This is a genomic window from Sporosarcina saromensis (genome assembly GCF_054901285.1).
On sequence record NZ_CM142738.1, the window covers coordinates 1,256,241 to 1,277,713 of the forward strand.

Annotated in this window: 17 protein-coding genes; 4 read left to right on the top strand and 13 right to left on the bottom strand. The window is 41.2% G+C overall.

The features are described 5' to 3' along the window. Positions 1-161 precede the first annotated feature (161 nt). Positions 162-1,439: a mechanosensitive ion channel family protein gene (locus ACVHUV_RS06265; protein ID WP_462086448.1), complete on the top strand. Its 1,278-nt coding sequence runs from the start codon at positions 162-164 to the stop codon at positions 1,437-1,439. 38 nt (positions 1,440-1,477) lie between these two features. Here the strand turns inward: ACVHUV_RS06265 and ACVHUV_RS06270 are convergent, their stop codons facing one another. After that, complete coding sequence (locus ACVHUV_RS06270) at positions 1,478-1,702, bottom strand: hypothetical protein (RefSeq protein WP_462086449.1); 225 nt, start codon at positions 1,700-1,702, stop codon at positions 1,478-1,480. 265 nt (positions 1,703-1,967) lie between these two features. Between ACVHUV_RS06270 and ACVHUV_RS06275 the strand changes: the two genes are divergently transcribed. Beyond that, positions 1,968-2,978 carry a hypothetical protein gene (locus ACVHUV_RS06275; protein ID WP_462086450.1) on the top strand — a complete coding sequence of 337 codons (1,011 nt, stop codon included), beginning with the start codon at positions 1,968-1,970 and terminating at the stop codon, positions 2,976-2,978. 418 nt (positions 2,979-3,396) lie between these two features. On the opposite strand, the gene ACVHUV_RS06280 is transcribed toward ACVHUV_RS06275, so the two are convergent. Next, the gene (locus ACVHUV_RS06280; RefSeq protein ID WP_462086451.1) at positions 3,397-5,184 is read right to left on the bottom strand and encodes a sensor domain-containing diguanylate cyclase; all 1,788 of its coding nucleotides are present in this window, start codon (positions 5,182-5,184) and stop codon (positions 3,397-3,399) included. A 286-nt stretch (positions 5,185-5,470) separates the two neighbouring features. Then, positions 5,471-6,925, bottom strand: a complete 1,455-nt coding sequence (gene hpaB, locus ACVHUV_RS06285; protein WP_462086452.1) for a 4-hydroxyphenylacetate 3-monooxygenase, oxygenase component — start codon at positions 6,923-6,925, stop codon at positions 5,471-5,473. A 518-nt stretch (positions 6,926-7,443) separates the two neighbouring features. Between hpaB and ACVHUV_RS06290 the strand changes: the two genes are divergently transcribed. Further along, positions 7,444-9,036 (top strand): BCCT family transporter, encoded by a 1,593-nt coding sequence (locus tag ACVHUV_RS06290; protein WP_462086453.1) that lies wholly within the window; start codon positions 7,444-7,446, stop codon positions 9,034-9,036. Between the two features lie 128 nt (positions 9,037-9,164). Beyond that, positions 9,165-10,511, top strand: coding sequence for a dihydrolipoyl dehydrogenase family protein (locus ACVHUV_RS06295; protein ID WP_462086454.1), 1,347 nt, complete (start codon positions 9,165-9,167; stop codon positions 10,509-10,511). Positions 10,512-10,627: 116 nt separating this feature from the next. Here the strand turns inward: ACVHUV_RS06295 and ACVHUV_RS06300 are convergent, their stop codons facing one another. The 10 genes from ACVHUV_RS06300 to ACVHUV_RS06345 all read right to left on the bottom strand — a co-directional run bounded on the left by ACVHUV_RS06300 (position 10,628) and on the right by ACVHUV_RS06345 (position 21,396). Beyond that, positions 10,628-10,972, bottom strand: coding sequence for an ATPase (locus ACVHUV_RS06300; RefSeq protein WP_371390532.1), 345 nt, complete (start codon positions 10,970-10,972; stop codon positions 10,628-10,630). Positions 10,973-11,348: 376 nt separating this feature from the next. Then, positions 11,349-12,896 carry a solute symporter family protein gene (locus ACVHUV_RS06305; protein ID WP_462086455.1) on the bottom strand — a complete coding sequence of 516 codons (1,548 nt, stop codon included), beginning with the start codon at positions 12,894-12,896 and terminating at the stop codon, positions 11,349-11,351. Between the two features lie 14 nt (positions 12,897-12,910). Continuing rightward, on the bottom strand, positions 12,911-13,264 hold the full coding sequence (locus ACVHUV_RS06310) for a DUF485 domain-containing protein (RefSeq protein ID WP_462086456.1): 354 nt from the start codon (positions 13,262-13,264) through the stop codon (positions 12,911-12,913). Positions 13,265-13,563: 299 nt separating this feature from the next. Then, positions 13,564-14,880: a purine-cytosine permease family protein gene (locus tag ACVHUV_RS06315; protein ID WP_462086457.1), complete on the bottom strand. Its 1,317-nt coding sequence runs from the start codon at positions 14,878-14,880 to the stop codon at positions 13,564-13,566. A 136-nt stretch (positions 14,881-15,016) separates the two neighbouring features. Beyond that, complete coding sequence (locus ACVHUV_RS06320; protein WP_462086458.1) at positions 15,017-15,331, bottom strand: cupin domain-containing protein; 315 nt, start codon at positions 15,329-15,331, stop codon at positions 15,017-15,019. A gap of 15 nt (positions 15,332-15,346) precedes the next feature. Continuing rightward, positions 15,347-17,083, bottom strand: coding sequence for a hydantoinase B/oxoprolinase family protein (locus tag ACVHUV_RS06325; protein ID WP_317944149.1), 1,737 nt, complete (start codon positions 17,081-17,083; stop codon positions 15,347-15,349). A 1-nt stretch (position 17,084) separates the two neighbouring features. Beyond that, positions 17,085-19,127 (bottom strand): hydantoinase/oxoprolinase family protein, encoded by a 2,043-nt coding sequence (locus ACVHUV_RS06330; RefSeq protein WP_462086459.1) that lies wholly within the window; start codon positions 19,125-19,127, stop codon positions 17,085-17,087. Between the two features lie 15 nt (positions 19,128-19,142). Then, positions 19,143-19,688, bottom strand: coding sequence for a helix-turn-helix domain-containing protein (locus ACVHUV_RS06335; protein WP_462086460.1), 546 nt, complete (start codon positions 19,686-19,688; stop codon positions 19,143-19,145). A 489-nt stretch (positions 19,689-20,177) separates the two neighbouring features. Beyond that, positions 20,178-20,552, bottom strand: coding sequence for a DUF2500 domain-containing protein (locus ACVHUV_RS06340; protein ID WP_462086461.1), 375 nt, complete (start codon positions 20,550-20,552; stop codon positions 20,178-20,180). A gap of 115 nt (positions 20,553-20,667) precedes the next feature. After that, positions 20,668-21,396, bottom strand: coding sequence for a Bax inhibitor-1/YccA family protein (locus ACVHUV_RS06345; RefSeq protein ID WP_462086870.1), 729 nt, complete (start codon positions 21,394-21,396; stop codon positions 20,668-20,670). Between the last annotated feature and the right edge of the window lie 77 nt (positions 21,397-21,473).

The window sequence follows — 21,473 nt, forward strand, 5'->3', positions numbered from 1 at the left end:
TCTGAAAAAGAAGAATGCCTGATTTTCATAGCGACTCATCCATTGCTCAAAGCAAGTAAATCCACCCTAATAATAGGTCATCGTACAGACAAAAACGGCATTCCTGCGCTACAATTCTATAAGAGAAAATTATAGGTCAAATCAGTTTAGGAGGAATATAAGTGGTTTTTATTCGTAATCAGCTTTCAAGCTATGGAGTGGAGCCACCTTGGCTTGATCCTGTTGCTTTTATCATACTTATTACCTGCATTACGCTTCTATGCGTCATTGCAAACTTCATTACAAAAAAAGTCGTCATCCGCTTTATCACGCATATTGTCAGCAAAAATAAGTACAAATGGGATGATGTATTAGTAGAACGAAAAGTGTTCCATAAGTTATCGCATTTTGTCCCTGCCATCATTATTTATTACTTTGCTGCGTCATTTCCGACGTATCGGACGGCGATTGAAACGTTAGCAATCACGTACATTATGATTGTAGCGTTTAGTGTGATGAACCGCTTGTTAACAGTGTTCAATGATATTTATCAAACGTATGAAATTGCAAAGACGAAGCCGATTAAAGGCTATATCCAAGTAGCGAAAATCACGATTATCATCATCGGAACCATCCTCGTCATAGCTAATTTGTTAGGAGAAAGTCCGCTAATCTTGCTGAGTGGAATCGGTGCGCTCTCAGCCGTGTTCATGTTAGTGTTCAAAGATTCATTATTAGGCCTCGTTGCAGGGGTCCAATTGTCTGCGAATGACATGGTGCGAGTCGGGGATTGGATTGAAATGCCGAAATATGGGGCGGATGGGGATGTCATCGATATTTCATTAAACACGGTCATGGTCCGTAATTTTGATCGGACAGTCACGATGATACCGAGTTATGCGCTCATATCCGATTCGTTCATTAACTGGAGAGGGATGCAAGAATCCGGGGGGCGCCGTATTAAACGTGCCTTGCATATTGACACGTCGAGCATTGCATTTTGCTCAAAAGAATTGCTCGATCATTTAAGAGAGATTCACTTCCTAAGCGACTACATTACGGAACGTGAAGTGGAAATTGAAACATACAACACGACCAAAAGCATTAATCGGAGCAATGCGGTCAACGGGCGTGCGCTTACAAATATAGGCGTATTTCGAGTCTATGTACATGAATATTTGAAACGACACCCAGGCATCCATCAAGAGATGACGCTGATGGTTCGTCAATTGGCTCCAAGTGAAAACGGTCTGCCGTTAGAAATCTATGCCTTTACGAATAGTACGCAATGGACAATCTACGAGGCTGTGCAAGCGGATATTTTTGACCATCTATTTGCCGTAGCGGGTCAATTTGGACTTCGTGTATTCCAAAATCCTGCAGGAAGTGATTTTAAGTGGATGCCACAACGTGCTCCTAGTGAAGGGGATAGGTATGAATTAAATGAAAAAAGTGAGTAGGAATTTCCCGTTCCTCTCACTTTTTTTCGTTTATTTATTTAATATAGACGCTGTTCATGTGGACATGGCGGAAACCCATGGATATCTTGAATGGTGCGTAAATCGTACTGCTTCATTGCAAATTGCGTATGGTACAGGTATTCGATAAGAAGCAATTTACCATCCGAGAAACCGCATAATACACCTGACGTACCTTGCCCGTTGCGAAATGAAACCCCGACTGGCTGTCCCGTTAAATAGTGAACTTTTTGCTGCCAATGCATGACTGACACTCCTTCCACTGTAGTATATTAGACGGTGAGGAGTTAGGTGCCTGGCCATTGGATCGTATCGTTTGAGAAAGGAATATGAAACTTCTCTCCATTCAAACCGTACAGTTAATAGAATTCATATTATGGAAAGGGGAGGAAAACCATCGCTACGAGAATTTCAAATTTCTTTGGGTGTTTAGGCTGCTTCCTTCCATTAGGTGCGGCTGGACTATTCATTCATGCAATTTTTAATGGCTATGGTGTGAAGGCTTTTTTATTGCTTGTAATTGCTTGCGTGATAGCGATGAAACTGTTTGCACAAGAACAGAGGATCGAGGATAAACAAGTAGAAGTGCTTCGCAAAAAGCTCCAATCCTTGCAACTGAATGGAGTGGCTTCTTCCAGACTACGTACATTTATTGCGGCAGATGCATTGGCGAAAGTTTCGCTAGATGGGGACAAGCAACAGATATATTTGTGGAGAGCTCAAAGTCATGAAGGGGAACTGCTGGAGAAACCGCAGAAGAATATGTCGTATGAGACATTCAGTTATAAGGCTGAATTACTCGAATCGGTTTCTGTCCTTGCAGACGACCACGTACTGTCCACTTCAAACCAAACAGACCTGACAGGTGATGAGCAAATATCAGAGAGTGGAAAAGTGGAAAGAATTACACTTCTTCTTCAAGTGACAGACGAAAAATATCCATTTCATCCAATTCGTTTCTACAATAAACCCAATTCAGGATTAGTAAAAGGTTCAGCTGACTATAAAAAAGTTATTGAAGAAGTTATGAAATGGTTTGATTCCTTGTCAGAATTGACCTGGATGAAAGATGGTACTGAACAACATGGTGATCTTCAAGTGAACGAACGGTTTGATTGGGAAAAGACGGACAGTGAACGCTCGAAACTTCCAGAGGCGGATGGAGAGCATGCACATGGAGAATTTAATGAAGTTACTAACGAAAGCTCCCATAGTTCTGAAGTTCGGGAAGAGGACATGGATGCTGTAAACTGTGTTGAAGTTAAGAAGCAAGAAGCCTATGAAAATGAGCGAATAGAAGAGGAGTCTTCAGAAAAACGAACAGTATCCGAAACGAAAAACATGAGAGAAGAAGAAAACGAGAATAAAGAAGTAGAGAAAAGTGTTCCGTACGAGTATAGCCACAACGTTGATAGTGAAAATTCAAATGTGTCAGCAGAACCTGCAGAAAATGAACTCTCTTACTTTGAAAAGCTGATAAAACAAAACAAAGAGCAGTTGAATGCAGAGCGGAAAAAGTGAAAAAGTGGCCTGAGAACTTATGGCCACTTTTTCATGGTGAATATTGATGACTAAGCATAAGAAAAGCGGGCGGTGGGAAGGGAAAGCACTTGCCACGTCATCATGCTTAATCCGTATCACAACGTAACCCGCTCGCAACACAACGTAATAGCTTCGTATCGCAACATTCCTCTCTCGTATCACAACGTAACCCGATCGCATCACAACACTCGAGCCGTAACACAACGTAATAGCTTCGTATCACAACATTCCTCTCTCGTATCACAACGTAACCCGCTCGCATCACAACACTCGAGCCGTAACACAACGTAATAGCTTCGTATCACAACATTCCTCTCTCGTATCGCAACGTAACTCGCTCGCATCACAACACGCGAGCCATCCCATACTATAAAAATCGACATGAACATTCAGAAATCTAGAAAACCTCCACTCGATTTCGGCCATTCAGTTTTGCTTGGTACAAAGCTTTATCACATCTGGATATGAGTGTGTGGACGGTGTCACCTGGAAGATACGAAGCAATTCCGAAACTACCAGTAAGCGATTCATCTATAGGAAATGCGTGTTGCTCCATAAGGAATCGAATCTTCTCGGAAAGTTGTAGTGCTTCACCCTCTGTAGTTTCTTGACAAATGATTAGGAATTCTTCACCACCCCATCTGCCAATTACATCTTTTTCTCGCTGGATCCTTGTAAGTAATTTTGCCGTTTCAATTAAAATGGCATCTCCGACTTGATGGCCGTATGTATCATTGACCGTTTTAAACTTATCGATGTCTAGTAAAATAATCGAGAGCGGTTGATTGTCATTCGCTGCTCGCTTAAAAGCGACATCCATCATAGAATCCAGTCGAAAACGATTGGCAAGTTGTGTCAGTCTATCCGTATTCGCTAAGTATTCAAGTTCCCTTTTTGCTTTTTCTAACTGTTGCGTCCGTTCCAACACTTTATCCTCAAGCGTTTCAGTCAACGCTTGTTGCATGCGTTCATTTTCATTTTTAATAATACTGATTTTATCGCCTAAAGCGAGCGATAAAAATAACGCTTCAAAAATTGCCCCAATTGCAGGAACATCTTCGTATATACGCGGGTGCAGAGGAATAATCCCTAAGAAACCTAAACCCTGTACAACAATGGAGCTTAAGAGAATCGTCCACCCAATCATGTAAAAGCGTGCGGATTTAAGGCCCTTCCTAAGCAACTGGAATCCTGATATCCATAGTAAAACGAGGACAATCATCGTGAAAACCGTTGTTACGTCATTAATCATACTGACATTTGGGGTAAGTATTGCTGCAACAAACAATAGAATGTTTAGCCATAAGGCGATGGTCAATAAACGATAAAACTTTGGCAAGTTCTTTTTTAATTCAAGAAATTCCCTTCCGAATAGAATCATGAACAACACTAATAAGTTGCAACTTAACACCAATGATCGCGTAAAAAACCATTCGGGTACAAGTTGACCTAATAACTCAATGTCAAATGTATTCATAGTAGCTTGAAATACCATGAAGCTCCACATGTAACAAACGTAAAACAGATATGCTTTTTCTCGTAGTGAAAAGTATAAGAATAAATTATAAATAGATAATGCCGTTAAGAAACCGTAAAATGCTCCGGTGAAAAATTTGTAGGAAATAATTTTTTGTATGAATTCATTTGTTGTATACAGAGAAGAAATCACTGTCAATGGAAGGGAACCCTCTAACCTCAGATAGATTTCTGAGACAGTTGATGGATTATCGATGGTAAATAAAATCGAGCGGAAATGAATTGGCCGATTTTCTAAGTTCGAAAAACCACCTGTTTGTATTTCATAAGAACCGTCCTCATTTACAAGATACATTGTAATACTCTCTAGTTTATCAATTAGTTCGAGCCAGTAGGATTTATCGTGCTCCAACAGTAATTCATCTGCTTGTAAGCGAAGCCAAACGACATCATCTGTATGCCAAAAATTTAAGTAGTTTTCGGTACTGGCAGTGAAGGATGAATGATAATCGTCGGTTAATAAGTCGTCGATCGTAAGTGATGCAGACGAATCACGGAATATCTCATAATAAGGGCCAAGTTTTAATGAGGAGGAAGATCTGGATGTTGGATTGGTTAAAAGAGAATAGAAAGAAAATATCACACCGACAATGAGAACAATGAAAGTTAGTCGTCGGGTAGTCGTATGAATCAGTTTTGTTTTCATCATTAAACCTATCTGCCTCCAAAGTTACTATTTATTTAGGTAGAATTTACTTATTTGTATAGAATACCACGCTTGATAAATAGATACAAAATACAATTTACAAGAATTCTTTGATTTTACAATAACGGCTTATAACGTAACCCGCTCGCATCGCAACACTCATGGCGCATCACAACATACCTCATTCGCATCACAACGTAACCCGCTCGGAACACAACACTCGCTTCAAGTTGAAAAAACCACCTCACACAAGCAACACGTGTAAGATGGCATTTCCTAATCACTTCAATTACCGCTTTCCAACTTGTATCCCTATCAATTTTTCAACCATCTCCATATGTGCATCTTTCGGATAAGACTTATACAGGTAACTGGCTAACCGAACGGGATCTCCGAAAAAGTAGCGTTCATATTGGGTTTGTCTTGTGCCGAATGCGCTCATGGTGAGGTCCCAAGCGAGACGGAAGATTTTCACCCGGTCTTCTGCAGACTGGTTTGCAGCTTGTAAATAGTGGTGGAGGTCAGGAATGCGCTCAGATTGAAAGTCTTTTTCGGTAGGCAATGTAACCATTCCACTCGCTCCGATCAGCTGAATGATTTCATTAAATCGTGGATAGAGTTTCGGAAAGATGTTGCTTGCAACTTGCAAAGGTAACAGGCTTGGTCGCATATAACCTGCTGTATCGACTGTTGCGTCCATTTCGGATTTTGCGAGCAGTGCTTTCATCGTTTCAAGCCCGATGATGATTTCCGATAGTTTTTCATGAATGTGCTGATATTCACTGATGTTAATCGTTTGTACAAGCAGTTCGGCGACACTTAGCATGAATTCGGTTTTGACGATTTGTCTCGTGATGACTTGGTGAAACGTGAAAGGTTGAAAGGAACTTGCACCGAAAAAGGTTGCGGCGACTTCGGGAGCATCGTAGAAAAATACACGTTCCCAAGGGACTAGGACGTTATCAAACACGACTAGTGAATCCATCTCATCGAATCGGGAACTGAGTGGATAGTTGAACGTTGACGTGCCTCCGACAAAAGATTCTCGGCAAATGAAACGCAACCCCTTTGAATTTGAGGGGATGGAAAATGCGAAAGCTTCCTCAGGTTCACAAAGTAGTTTCGGTGTACTGAATACGAGAATTTCATCTGTCAATCCACCTTGAGTCGCAAGAAGACGTGCTCCTCTAATGATAAGCCCATCATTTGTTTTCTTTACAACTTTTGCAGCAATTGGTTCGTCGCTACATTCGAAGTAAGCTTGAGATCGATTCACTTGAGGTGTAATGAAAGTATGGGTGAATGAAAGATCATTATCTCTCGCTTTTTCATACATAGCTAGCATATGTTGAGGAAAACAATTCTCCTTTCCCTCCAATAAATAACGCGAAGAGGCAAAACTCATCATGACTGTATTTAAATAATCAGGACTTCTACCGAGTAGCCCGCAAGTTTGGCGAGCCCACTGTTCAATCATACGTCTTCTCAACCGTAATTCCTCGATTGTGCGAGGTTGCATGAAAGATAAACCGACACGTTCTTTTGTAGTTGGTGACGTATAGGTCATTTTTTGTAACAACTCTGGGGATACTTGGGCATCATACAAATCGGCTTTTGTGCGCAGAATTCCTTTAAAGGCACTATTGTCAGAAAGTGGTCCTTTTACTTGCATACCGTCAAGCCAAATTTCATTATTGAGTGAATTGATCTTTTTAAGAAAATCACTGCCATTTATCGCTCCCACAACATTCCCCCGTATATGTTTTTTCTAGTATATTACCAACTATTTTCATGTGACAAAGAAGCATGATTTTTCCGTGTTCAACCATTCTATAGAAGAAGAAGTGTTTGCGTTTAGTATGACGATCTTCGTTACATGAAAAAATGAACGTTTTGTATGTGAATATAAAAGTTAAATGATGAACATTATTTTTAACGCGTTGTATTTTTTTATAAAGCGAATAAATTCATCTATTGAATTTTCTCACTTAATGACGTAAACAACTGATAGGTATGTAAAAATTAAATAATGTATTACCTGAAATTGTTGAAGATGCATAGGGGAATATCGATTAATATCTTGTGATTTAAGAAAGTAAAACCTATTAATTTGATGTAAAAATAAACTTAAACAGTTGACGTATAGACGATAGTAGCGTAATTTAACCACTTTAGGTAAACAATATATTTACTTGGAATGCCTTTATTAGCATCAGAAGAAATTCAACCGGTGTTAGTAGTAATGTTGAGAGGAGTGAAGGCATGAAGTTAGACCAGCCAAAAACGGACTGGCCCGTATTAATGATTAGTGGTGGACTACTTGTTGCATTCGTAGTCGCATCGTTACTCAATTTAGATTTCGTCACGAACGCAGTCGATACGTCATTTGCGTTTGCTGTAAAATATTTTGGAGCATTTTGGCAAGCACTTCTGTTAGGTGTCTTTTTTGTCGCAATCGGTATTGCCCTGTCAAGTTATGGACGCGTGCGTCTTGGGAAATTAGAGAAACCTGAGATAGGGAAATTTAAATGGCTAGCAATGATTATGACAACCTTACTAGCGGGGGGCGGTGTGTTCTGGGCCGCTGCGGAACCGATGTATCATTTCATAAGTACGCCGCCAACATTTAATGGCGTTGAGCCAAGTACAAAGGAAGCGGTCATTCCGGCACTTGCACAAAGTTATTTGCACTGGGGGTTTCTAGCATGGTCGATCCTCGGTACACTGAGCACGATCGTTTTAATGTATGCTCACTATCATAAAGGAATGCCGCTGAAACCTCGCTCGCTGCTCTATCCAATATTCGGAGAGAAAATTATGACGAAGAGTGCGCTAGGGACAGCGGTCGATGCATTTGCCATCATTTCTGTAGCAGCTGGAACAATTGGACCGATTGGATTTCTTGGTTTGCAAGCGGCATACGGCATGGAAGCGATATTCGGTATACCGAATAATATGTTTACGCAAATCCTCATTATTGTAGGTGTTGTAGCGATTGCAATGATTTCAGCAATCACAGGGCTTCGAAAAGGGATCCAGTTTTTAAGCAATTTGAATATCTTGTTAACGTTAGTATTAATGGTTGTCGTGCTTTTATTAGGGCCAGGTGGGTTTATTCTTACGAATTTCTTATCTGCATCTGGTGTGCATCTGCAAGAATTTCTACGCATTAGTACGTACCATGGAGATTCTGAATGGCTTGGATTATGGACGGTTTTTTTCTGGGGTTGGTTTTTAGGCTACGGTCCAATGATGGGCGTTTTCATTTCTACGATTTCAAGAGGACGGACAATTAGAGAGCTTGTTGTATCAATATCCATTATTGCTCCTGTCGTAACGTGCTTCTGGTTTACGGTTGTTGGTGGATCAGGAATTTTCTACGAGTTACTGCAACCGGGTGTAATTTCTAATGCGCTGAACAGTGCAGGCATGCCAGCAGCAATGATTGCAATTACGCAGCAGTTGCCGTTCAGTGTCATCATTGCACCTGCCTTTCTAATTGTTACGATTTTGTTTGTTGTGACAACAGCAGATTCAATGTCCTATACAATTTCAGTAGCAGTTCGAGGAAATTCTAAGCCACCAAAGATGTTACGGATCTTTTGGGCGATGATTATGGGAGCAGTCGCAATCGTCCTTCTAGCAATTGGAGAAGGGAGCATCACTGCCATCCAATCATTCATCGTCGTGGCGGCTGTTCCGGTTTCCTTGTTTCTACTTCCGTTGCTTTGGACAGCCCCGAAAGTTGCGGGGATTTTAGCGCGTGAACAGTTTCCTGTCGCGCAACAGGTTATTCGCACTGAAGACGATCATGCAAAAATTGATAAACAAGACGACCATACACAAAACGTATGACTGCAAAATGAGAAACGTCAGGACACTTACTCTGTGCTGGCGTTTTTCTTATGCGGATAAATGATTTACTCCTTTCAAACGAGGGTACGATTAGAGAAGTGTATATTCGTGACAAGGAGGAGAGTCAGATGGATAACAAATACGATTTAATTGTCATCGGAACAGGAAGTGCAGGCGCAGTTGCTGCAAAAAAATGTTCAGAGGCAGGATGGAGTGTTGCGATCATTGACGACCGACCATTTGGAGGAACTTGTGCAATCCGAGGGTGTGATCCGAAAAAAGTTCTTGTAGGCGCAGCAGAATTAATGGATTGGCACGAGCGGATGCAAGGGAATGGTCTTGCTGGACATGCACAGATTGATTGGCAAGCGTTGATGGCATTCAAGCAAACTTTTACACAACCGGTTCCTGAACAAACAGAAGAAAAGTTTAAAAAACTAGGCATTCAGATGTACACAGGCAAAGCGGTGTTCCAAAGTGAAACGGAAATACAAGTTGGATCGCACTTGTTGGTGGGCGAGCATATTTTGATTGCCACAGGAGCTCAACCTGTAAAGATGGGGATTCAAGGGGAGGAGCACTTAGCGTCCAGCGACGATTTTCTAGAGCTTGAAGAACTGCCGAGAAAAATCGTCTTTGTCGGTGGTGGATACATCTCCTTTGAATTTGCGCATATTGCCGCTCGTGCAGGTGCCGAAGTCCATATTATCCATAGAGGAGACAATCCCTTAAAGCAGTTTGATCAAGATCTTGTCCAACTATTGTTGAAACGTTCGCGAGAAATTGGCGTACACCTACACTTAGGCGTCTCTGTGGAAGAAATCGAAAGAGAAGGTGACCAATATACCGTTATCGGAGCAGCGGGTGAGAAGCGACATGAATGGGAAGCTGATTTAGTCGTTCATGGAGCTGGTCGGTCGCCTGCACTAGATATGGACTTGGAAAAGGGGAATGTGGAAAGCGATAAGAATGGTGTCCGTGTCAATGAGTATTTGCAAAGTGTGAGTAATCCACGTGTATATGCAGCTGGTGACGTTGCTGCAACGGATGGTCCTCCTTTGACACCAATTGCAACAACCGAATCTCATATTGTAGCGGCAAATTTACTAAGAGGCAATGAGAAAAAAGCGCAGTACCCAGCTGTTGCATCTGTCGTTTTCACCACTCCAAAACTCGCCTCAGTAGGCATGACGGAACAACAAGCAAAAGAATGTGGAAGGGAAGTAGACATACGTTTCGAAGAAGTGTCTGATTGGTTTACGTATCGACGGACAAATGAAAGGCATGCAGCGTTTAAGGTCATTACGGATTCGCAAAAAGGAGTTGTTCTAGGGGCGCATCTTTTAAGTGGTGAAGCGCATGAACTCATCAATCACTTTGCAACGGCGATCCGTTTTGAGTTGCCCATTAAAGAACTAAAGAAAATGGCATTTGCTTATCCTACCGTTGCATCCGATATTTCTTATATGATTTAGCAAAAAAGAGGGGGGTTGTCCCAAAGTACGATAGCAATCGTCTAAGGAACAACCCCTTAAATTATTTTGTAGGAGATGACAGTACATATAGAAATGTTCGCCACAAACTTATTGAATTAGAGAATCTGCGTCAATTCTGAATTCAGTACCCTTTGGGCTTGAAGGATTACACCTGAAGCTGTTAAGCCGTAAACGGAATAGATTCCACCGTTTTGATTTGGAACAATTTCCACTTCATATTGAAGCGTTCCTGCACCTAAACCCAAGTTGCGAACAGTCGATGCATTAGCCGCAGTGGCAAAGTTTGTGGAAGTAATGAGTTGTCTTGTCCCGTTTAGCCGGAAAACTCGGACAACACCTGTAAGCATACCTCCTGTGCGATTCAGGATTTTTATTTGAACGGAAGTTGCATTAGATGGCAAGTTCCCGACGTTTTCGATCGGTCCAGTTGTATAAGGCATTCAATACACCTCCTTCTAGTAAGCTCTATAATCTGCAGATTACACTATCATTCTATTCGCGGTTTTGTACATGTACTGAACGATTGAATCAATTCATTAAAAAGAATTGTTGAAGATATGGGTATATTCATTGAGTGGAATGGTGGATTGCTCATTGAAATGAGGATTTTTTAAATCGTGTGAGTCCTATCGCGGAAAAGAGTTGATATTTTACAGTAGAGCCGTGATGATGGACAAAATGAAAATACATGAACCGAATAAGTACGAATCGGCTCATGCATTGTAGGTAGTAATCGTATAGTTTTTTTGTTTGTTGATAGAGCTTGTCTGCGAATTAATCGCTAGAGGGGCTAATGTGTATAGAAATATTGAAAGGTTAGCTCTCTACACCACGATAGCCCGTTTCTGCTTTAAAGCGCACTTCTGCATAGGAAGTTTCTTCAGCTTCGTGACGTTTGGCGCCAACATACGTACCGACAACTGCAGCGATGAATCCTGCAGGTATCGAAATGATTGCCGGATTGACGAATGGGAAGAGTGGTTCGCCTACGAAGAATGCAGCTCCAGGAACTGGGTTAATGACGTTTGGACTGACAGATACGAGAATAAGCGCCGTAAATAACCCGGTCAGCATCGAGGCGACTGCACCCGTTGTATTGAATTTTCGCCAGTAAATCGTCATCAATAACGTTGGAACATTGGCAGATGCCGCGATACAAAACGCTAGAGAAACAAGGAATGCGACATTCAATTTTTCTGAACCAAGCGCCAAAAGAATTGAAACGACACTGACACTGATTGCCGCAATACGGGCTGCTAACACTTGTTGTTTCTCTGAAACTTTACCTTTCATAATAATTTCACCATAAATGTCATGCGCAATAGCGGATGCACCTGAAAGCACTAGCCCTGCAACTACGGCAAGAATTGTTGCGAATGCAACGGCAGCTACGAAAGATTCAAGTGGATCTCCGCCAAGGACTCCTGCAAGCATAGGAGCAGCCATATTTCCGGCGGGGTTTTCAGCAATGATGGCTTTCGAACCGACAAACTTTGCTGCGCCGAATCCTAGGAAGATTGTAAGTACGTAAAAAATACCGATAATCCAAACTGCATAAACGACAGAGGAGCGTGCGGTCTTTGCATCTTTCACTGTAAAGAAGCGCATCAAAATATGTGGCAGTCCTGCTGTTCCAAGAACGAGTGCAAGTAAAACAGAGATCAGTCCAATTGGATCTTTGTAGACGACTCCGGAATGAAGGAAGGATTCTCCGTGATCTGTCGCAGTACGCATAACGTCAAACATTCCAACGAAATTGAAGTTGAATTTCATTAACACAAGGAATGAAATGACGATTGTCCCAATCATAAGCAAAATGGCCTTTACAATTTGTACCCAGCTCGTTGCTGTCATACCACCAAATAAGACGTAAATGAGCATCATCACGCCGACAATGAGTACAGAAAGCATATAATCAATACCGAATAGTAGTTTAATAAGGGCACCAGCACCGACAAGTTGGGCAAGCATATAGAAAAGTACAATCGTAATCGTATTTAGTGCAGCTGCTCCACGAACTTTTTTCGCACCAAAACGAGAACCAATCATATCGGCCATCGTATACTTCCCAAGGTTACGAAGCGGTTCTGCAATTAGAAATAGAACAACCAAATAGGCAGTTAGAAAACCGACACTATAATAAAACCCGTCAAAGCCATTTAAAGAAATTGCACCGGCAATACCTAGGAAAGAGGCTGCCGATAAATAATCCCCAGCAATCGCCATACCGTTCTGCCAGCCGGTCAGAGAACCGCCAGCCGTATAAAAATCACTGGCTGTCCTTGTTTGTTTGGCAGCCCAATACGTAATGTAAAGTGTTAGCAAAATGACCGCAAAAAAGATTGCAACAGAAAAAAAGCTCATAGTCCAATTCCCCCTTATTGTCGAACGTGCTTGTCAAGTACATGGTCTACTTCTTTGTCGAATTGTCTCGATTTCTTTACATAAATTTGTGTAAACACCCATACCATGACGAATAAACCGAACGCATAGACCCATGTCCACGTCATCCAACCGATTGCGCGTGTTTCGAGTATCGACGTATACCCAGTTAACACAGGCAACATTAGATAAATGGTAAAGAATGCGATGACATAAGGTGTTAAAAAGCGGTTTTTCTTCTTGACGAGCTGCTTGAACTCGGGCGTTTCAATAATCCGTTCATAATCAGACTGTTGTAACGGACCAGACGTTTTACCAAGTTTTTTCTTTTCTCTCGACTTGACTGTCACTAACTCCCATCTCCTTTGTCTATAAAAAATCATCTGTTTCCTTGTCTAAAACAAAATAGATCCCCCAATCGATTTTGTCGAAATACCAAAGAAGCACATGTCTGTGTTCAATCTACCAAAATGACAGAAAATAATCAATATTATTTTTTAATAATAATTATAATTATTCTACTAATAAGAACATAGGGTAGGTTTAAGTCAATTGGTTGTATGTCCGGACATAAAAGGAGCTTCAATATCTTAAATGAATAAAAAAATTCCACCGAATCCGATGTTGGATTGATGGAATCTTTCTATTCTCAGCCAGTAAATTGATCTGGAGAAATTTTCTTTTTAATGCGCATGGCAATTACATATACGATAACAGAGACAAGTAGTGATTGAACTGCTGGTAAACCCATCGGTGTTATATATTGTGTAATATAGCCGACGATGACACCTGCTACAACAGCAATTGTCGCCATCCAGTTCCAACCTGGGCACTCTACCCATTGTTGTTTACGGATGATGAAGAAGTCTCCCATCATTACACCACCAATTGCCGGGTATAAGAGGGCAGTCAAGTAGAGGAAGTCCTCAAAGTATTGAAGAATTCCAGCTAAGGCGACGATAATCGCTAAAATTGTACCAAGAAGAGTCAATAGTGCTCGTCCTTTACCAGAGTTCACATTCAACAAGTTTGCTAACGCTAATCCCATACTATAGTTATTAACGAGTTGTGATGTCCAAGTAGCTAACCAAAGAATTAGGAAGCCCCAAAACGGGAAGCCTAAGTTCATCATGACGTTCACAATATCCGCTTCCCCGACACCTACGGACATGATTGCACCTACTAGGAATAGAGGAAAACCGATAACCGCAATTCCACTTGGGATAATCCAGTTATCTTTCCATTTAGGTTTTGCATACCGCGTGTAGTCAGAAGCAATTACCCATTGAGACACGTTTACCCCAATAACTAAACTAATTGCTGCTAGAATTGTCATGCTTGGTTCAGGATTCCAAGCCATGATTGTGTCCCAACCTGTATTTTTCATTGTAAGATAAATTCCACCAATGATGAGGAGTAATCCCGATGGAACCGCAAGATAGTCTGTCCATTTCATAGAGTTATAACCAATAATAGAAGGTAGTGCGAAAAGAAGACCTGCGATTGTTGTAACGAGTGCCCAACCTAACCAGTTTGTATGATAATCAATGCCGAACATTGCAGACATTGCATTCCCGGCTACAGCTGTTTGTAATGCCCACCAGCCGAGCGACACAATGAAAATTGTGAAACCGACAATGACACGAGCCTGTACCGAACCGAAGCTGGATTTCGCGATAACAGAAGAAGAGCGACCTGTTTTTGCACCGATATAACCTTGGAGAGCGTTCCCAACCCATTGAAAGCCGAAAAGTGCAATGATTAAAATGAGCAGAATTTTACTCATACCGAAACTAGCTGTAAGTGAAGCGCCCACCATGAGGACGGGGATTGTGAATTCCAAACCCCCAAAAATAATTGCAGGCGTTATCCAATGTTGTCTTTGACCTTCTGGGACAGGTGCTAATGCATTATCTTGTCCAAGTATATTGTGTTCTGAGTTGTTACCGTTTTGTTGTTGTTCCATCGTTTCACCCCTTAGTTAAGCTCAAAAAGATTAATTATTCAGATATTTTTAATGGTAGTTCATATAAAGTTTGTTGTATAGTTCGAGAAAGCTTCGATTAGTAAGGATACGAAGCTTTCTCAATTTTTTTTGCGAGTTATGCTTTGACAAGCGCAAAGATTAATTCAACTGGTTCGTCTCCTGGATTTTGGCACCAATGAACTTCACCGGCAGGAATGAAAGATGCTTCGCCTGCTGATATTTCAAAAGGTTCACCGCCAGATTCACCAATCAGTTTGCCTTTTGTAATAAAGGAATACTCTTGTTCTTCATGGAAGGTTGTCCCTTCAGCAGGGAGACGTTCTCCTGCAGGAACTGTGACATAGCCAAATTTCACTTCTGCGTTTGGAAATTGATCATGAAACAAGTTTTGAACAATTTCATTCGTGTTCTGAGGTGTTTGTTTTTTCATTGTCGTTAATCCCCTTTATTGTGCTCTGCCAGCAAGTTCTTTGTAGTCAAATGTGTTTGTATCTACTTCTACGTAGAAAATGTCTCGTGCTTCATCCACTGTAAAATAGCCATTTTTGACGTCACTTGCCACTTGTGCAGCAGGGCGTTCTTTCGGATTTCCGTAACCTCCACCAGTACCCGTCATAAGGCGAACAACGTCATTTTTATTCAGTTTATATCGAGGATATACACCAAACGGGCCGTCTGTTGTGCCATCTGCTTTATCCACATAAAATTCGTTTGGTGATCCTTGATGCCCCTTGTCGATGCCCCATGGTAGGAACTTATTGCGGCCATAGGTTACAGTGACTGTTTGGCCATCAGTCATCGCGCGGTATGAACGAGTGACTCCTTTTCCGCCGACATACTTTCCGGCGCCTGCACCGTTACCGTCTTCTCGAAGGCTGTACTCATCTAACATGACGCCATATCTCGTTTCTGCAACTTCGACTGGAACGTTGTACGTTTCGCCGTCTCCCATGCAGAATTGGCCGGAAGCCCCATCATTACGATTCGATGCACCCCATCCACCGACAGAAGGTTCAACGATAAGGAAAGCCTCATCAGTTTCATGATGCATGCCATTTAAGGTGACGGCACAAACCGATAGGAAATGCCCGGCATTTAAGCGTTCTGGCAAGTGTGGTGCCATTGCTTTCCAAACGAGATCCAAACTCCCTAATAGTGTTTCAAAATAGTTGGACACTGGTACGGGACGTTCTGCTGACATAATCGATTTTGGATCTGTGATGATACGCAATGGGCGGAATACACCATCATTGACATCCTGAGCTGGGTTCGTAATGGCTAAGAAAATTGCACGGACGGCAGATGTTAATCCTGTGAGCGAACAGTTCATCGGGCCAGGTACTTGAGGTGAACTTCCTCTAAAGTCACAGATGAATTCATCATCCGTAATTGTCACTTTTACTTTAATAGGAAATGGTCCGTTCCCAATGCCATCTGTGTCGATAAAGTCTTCTGCATAGAATTCACCTTTGGGCAATTTCTTTAATTCTTCTCTAGAAATCTTTTCACCGTGATCAAGCAAATAGTTGATCGCTGCAAGAATCGTATCTTTCGAATGTTTTTTACACAATTCTTGTAAACGACGGTCTCCTGTACGCAGTGCAGCAACTTGTGCCCACATATCACCGAGCGAAAGATCAGGGAAGCGAACGTTGGAGCGAATAATTTCAACGAGTGCATCGTTCACTTTTCCTTCATCATAAAGTTTTAGACAAGAGAACTGGAGACCTTCTTGGAAAATATCCACCGAGTCGTTCGTGAATGATCCCGGGTCCTTCCCACCGACTTCTGTCCAGTGTGCTTTATTGGCTGAAAAGGCAATGAGCTCACCTTCAAAAAAGATTGGCATGACGAGGCCGACATCTGACAAATGAGAGCCGCCACCTTGGTACGGGTCATTAATGATAATAATGTCTCCTTCTTTTAACTTGTCGCCAGGGTATTTCTTTAACGTCTCTTTCACCATGAAGGTTAACATCCCGATAAACCCGGTAACCCCATTACCTTGTGTAAGAAGATTTCCTTTTGCATCAGTAAGACCACTAGCATAGTCAAGCACTTCATAAATTATTGGGCTCATCGACGTTCTTGCAAGAGCGACAAACATCTCGTCTCCCGTCGCTAGGAGGGAGTCTTTAACGATTTCGAGTGTAAACGGATCGACTTTTGAAGTAATGGTCATATTAGTTTTCCTCCTTTTCGATGATGATATTGCCGTATTCATCTACATAGAGCTTTTGTTGCTTATAAATCACTGTGACAGCCGCTTTTTCTTCTACAATCGCAGGACCCGCCACAACTTTGTTTGTAGGAAGTTTTTCACGATCATAAACCGGCGTTGTTACCCAACCATCGTTTTCGTAATAAACAGATCGCTCTTCTTTTAATGCTTCAGTGATTGCACCGTCTTTAAGTTGTTTTGAAATGGTTGGTTTTTCTACTTTCCCAAACGCAGTAACATGAAGATTTACAATTTCTGTTTGAACGTCTTCCAGTTTGAATGTAAAGTTCTTTTCGTGAAGTTCATGGAACACTTCAATTGCTTTTTGTTTATCATCTTCAGTCCACGTACCATTGCTAACAGGTACTTTAACGGTATGTTCTTGACCTAGATAACGCATATCAGCAAATCGATGGAACTCAACATTTTCTGCAGCCATTCCTTCTTCTTCAAAATGACGGAACGCGTTCGTTTCAATGTCTGTCCACGATTGATTAATTTCTTCCATTGTTAATTCATTCATCCGCTTAATATACGTTTGAATATAATCATGGCGAAGGTCGGTCATAAGCATGCCCCAAGCCGAGAACACGGGTGAAGCAATCGGAACAACGACTTTTTTCACGCCAAGCTCTAAAGCTAAAGCTGGAGCATGCATCGATCCTCCGCCACCAAATGCAAGCAAAGTGAAATCTTTCGGATTATAGCCTTTGCGAATGGAAATCAGTTTCAACGCATTCAACATATTTGAATTGGCAATTCGGATAATCCCGAGGGCTGCATCTTCAGGTGAAATACCAAAATGGTTCCCAATCTTTGTCTCCATTGCATATTTCACAGCATCAAGATCGACGTCATAATCGAAGTTTTTGGAAGAAAGACGACCTGTCAGCAAGTTGGCATCAGTCGTAGTCGGTTCTGTTCCACCTTGTCCGTATGCTACTGGTCCTGGGAATGCACCTGCTGATTGAGGCCCCACTTTTAAGGAACCTGCTTGATCGATCCAAGCAATGGATCCACCGCCATTTCCAATTTCAACAATATCGACAACGGGAGTCTTAATTGGATAGCCAGCATTTCTGCTGTCCTTTTCAATGTAATAGTCCGTCGAAACTTTTACTTCACCATTTTCAATAAGCGAGCACTTTGCAGTCGTTCCGCCGATATCGAAAGCGATAATATTCTTTTCATCAATCATTTCACCAAGAACAGCTGCACCGAAAATTCCCGCAACAGGTCCGGATTCGACCATATTGATCGGAGCTTCTTTCGCTTTTTCAAACTTAGTTGTTCCACCATTCGATTGCATAATATAACGTTGTTCAATTTCGATTTGCGCCTTTAGCTCATTTTCCAAACGATCTATATACGTTGTGGCAGCAGGTTGAACATACGCATTTAATACAGCTGTATTCGTACGTTCATATTCACGCCATTCCTTCGTAATATCACTAGAAGCTGTTACTTTCACTTCAGGCCACAGTTCTTTGATTAATTGTACTGTCTGTTGTTCGTGTGTTGGATTCACATACGAATGAAGGTAGGATACTGCAATGGCTTCCACGCCTTCTTTTTTAAAGAATTCCACACACTTTTTCACTTCATCCAAGTCAAGTGCACTTAACACTTCACCTTTATACGTAAGCCGTTCGCCAACTTCTAGTCGTAGATGACGTTCCACAAAAGGTTCAGGCTTTTGATAATTCACATTGAAAAGGTCCGGCCGGTTCCCACGTGCAATCTCCAACACATCACGGAATCCTTTTGTCGTGATGAGGCCGGTTTTAGCACCTTTGCGCTCAGTTAATGCGTTAATGATAACTGTCGTCCCGTGGATGAACATAGATAGTGGGACTTGATCGACACCACTTTTTTTAATAACATCTAGTACCCCTTTTTCAAAATTAGGTGGTGTTGTACTGCTTTTGGCTACGCCAATTTTTCCGTTTTCATCTACATATACTAAATCCGTAAAAGTTCCGCCGATATCTGTTGCTACTCTCATGTACTTCACTCCTCATTAAAAGATAATTGGTGTCACAATACTTAACACAATACTTTCGGTCGGCAATGGATTTTCCCATTGGTGAATGAGACTGGATGGAAAGTGGATTGTATCTCCTTCATACAAGTGATACTTTTCGTGATTCAAATAGAAAATGACTTCACCCTGTAATACGTAATAGAATTCCTCGCCATTATGGCTATAAGGATGTTCCTCATACATATGAGGGGGGAGGGTCACTTTTAGAGGCTCTAATTTTCTATTATTAAAAGTACCTGTCAAACGAGAATACACTTGGCTTCCAGAACTTGTTGTGAAAGGGTGATGCTCATGGGCACGCACTACAAATGTTTGTTTTTCGTGTTCATCCACAAAAAAGTAGTTGATATGAATTCCTAACGCATCCGATATTTTCTTCAGCGAAGTGATTGAAAGTGAAGAAGCCCCTCTTTCAATCTGTGATAAAAAACTAAGGGAGAGTCCTGTTTGCTCACTTAACTCTTTTAACGTTAAGTTGCGTTCCAACCGTAAGTTTTTAATCTTGTTATGAATTTCGTCCATTTTCATATCCTTTCGAAATTACAGTATAGGTGTAATGTTTATGAATATAACATAACCGATATATCGCATGCAATATTGTTTTTGAAATTAGAAGAAATTTTCATCATTAAAAAGAGAGAACTATAAAATATTTTTATAAAATTTGGAGTGTTAAAAAGTAAGGTGTTATATCGAGGGTATATTGATGGGATGAAGCTAATGTATACAAAAAACTAATGAATTTATATCTAATTTTATTAGCAAGAATAAGGAACAATAAAATACATATAGGCATCACGAATATTCAAACAATGTGATGCAAGATTCTTATAATATGCTGGGTATGTCTCCGAAATGAAGCTGAAGCAAATAAAAAAATCCCGCTAAAATTCAGGGGATTTTAGAGTGTAGACAAAGTCGATTATGACATTGTTTACACTTTTTTAAATGAAATTTGTAATGCATAGCAAATTCTTCATCTTAATTCAGAGTGTAAAAGGGAATTGAACATTAGGGTTCATCCCTCATACGCTCAAATCCTAAGTAACGCGTTCCTTGAAAGTTTAATAGCCCAACATCACCTTCCGCCAATAAACCGTACTCTTTTCCTTTCACAGTGAACTCCATTCGATCACCGCTTTCCACTTGAAAAGTGACGTAGTAATCAGTGCGTGCAGAGGAATCACCACTGCCTCCCCATGTATTTGTCCGTTTTGTCATAACTTGCGCAGAAACCGAAAGTTGGGGAGAATTGTTGTTTGTTGACCACTGGCTAACCCCTGTCACCGTTTTGACGAGGATTGTGCCGATGACGATAGCGAAAATAATAAATATGAAAACCGGAACGACTGATGACATCGTACCATCGAATGCATAGAAGTCCACTTAGACATACCTCCTTCAGAAAACTTGTGAATGAAAACGAAATTTTGCAAGTTGATCATTTCTGTAAAATAGTTAAGTTTGTAGATCTTTTTTACAATGTATTAGCGGGTAGTTCTTACTTGCTTCGCAACTTAGAGAGCAACCGTAGAATTTCAAAATACAACCAGACGAGTGTGACCATAAGACCGAATGCACCGTACCATTCCATATACTTTGGTGCCCTTTGCTCCGCGCCTTTTTCGATAAAATCAAAATCGAGTACAAGATTTAAAGCTGCAACAATGACAATGACGACCGAAATGCCGATGCCAATGAGACCAGTTTCATGTATGAATGGCACACTCATTCCAAAGAATCGCAAAATGATATCGGCTAAATAGACGAAGAAAATTGCACCTGTCGCTGCCACAACACCTAATTTGAAGTTCTCCGTTACTTTTATAATGCCTAACCGATAGACGAGCAAGAGAGTGAACAACGTCCCAAGTGTTAACAAAATTGCTTGTATGGCGATACCTGCATATTGTGCCTCGAACATGGCCGAAATTCCACCTACAGCAAAACCTTCAAGGAGTGCATAAAGGGGAGCGGTAAACGGAGCCACTTTTTTCACAAAAATTGTAATGAGTGCCACGACAAATCCTCCGCCAATTCCAATCCAAACAAGCGACTCAATTGAACTGCCAGAGAAGAATTGGTACCACGTGAACAACGCTGTTGAACAGAGCAACAAAAACAAGATGAACGTTTTGTTCACCGTACCGTGAATCGTCATCGCCATTCCATCGTTATGACTCAAGTTCTTAAAAGTGTTTTCTCCTAAACTTGGATTCGCTGAACGCATCATCGATCACAACCCTTCCTCATTCATTATATGTCTAGTTAACTATACGAAATCTGCTAAAGATAGTTTCAATTGTT

What these genes read in the sequence shown, in the direction of transcription:
- ACVHUV_RS06270 (WP_462086449.1), bottom strand. Translation starts at nt 1,702, where the DNA reads ATGCATTGGCAGCAAAAAGTTCACTATTTAACGGGACAGCCAGTCGGG.
- ACVHUV_RS06280 (WP_462086451.1), bottom strand. Translation starts at nt 5,184, where the DNA reads ATGATGAAAACAAAACTGATTCATACGACTACCCGACGACTAACTTTC.
- ACVHUV_RS06290 (WP_462086453.1), top strand. Translation starts at nt 7,444, where the DNA reads ATGAAGTTAGACCAGCCAAAAACGGACTGGCCCGTATTAATGATTAGT.
- ACVHUV_RS06295 (WP_462086454.1), top strand. Translation starts at nt 9,165, where the DNA reads ATGGATAACAAATACGATTTAATTGTCATCGGAACAGGAAGTGCAGGC.
- ACVHUV_RS06300 (WP_371390532.1), bottom strand. Translation starts at nt 10,972, where the DNA reads ATGCCTTATACAACTGGACCGATCGAAAACGTCGGGAACTTGCCATCT.
- ACVHUV_RS06305 (WP_462086455.1), bottom strand. Translation starts at nt 12,896, where the DNA reads ATGAGCTTTTTTTCTGTTGCAATCTTTTTTGCGGTCATTTTGCTAACA.
- ACVHUV_RS06315 (WP_462086457.1), bottom strand. Translation starts at nt 14,880, where the DNA reads ATGGAACAACAACAAAACGGTAACAACTCAGAACACAATATACTTGGA.
- ACVHUV_RS06320 (WP_462086458.1), bottom strand. Translation starts at nt 15,331, where the DNA reads ATGAAAAAACAAACACCTCAGAACACGAATGAAATTGTTCAAAACTTG.
- ACVHUV_RS06325 (WP_317944149.1), bottom strand. Translation starts at nt 17,083, where the DNA reads ATGACCATTACTTCAAAAGTCGATCCGTTTACACTCGAAATCGTTAAA.
- ACVHUV_RS06330 (WP_462086459.1), bottom strand. Translation starts at nt 19,127, where the DNA reads ATGAGAGTAGCAACAGATATCGGCGGAACTTTTACGGATTTAGTATAT.
- ACVHUV_RS06335 (WP_462086460.1), bottom strand. Translation starts at nt 19,688, where the DNA reads ATGGACGAAATTCATAACAAGATTAAAAACTTACGGTTGGAACGCAAC.
- ACVHUV_RS06345 (WP_462086870.1), bottom strand. Translation starts at nt 21,396, where the DNA reads ATGCGTTCAGCGAATCCAAGTTTAGGAGAAAACACTTTTAAGAACTTG.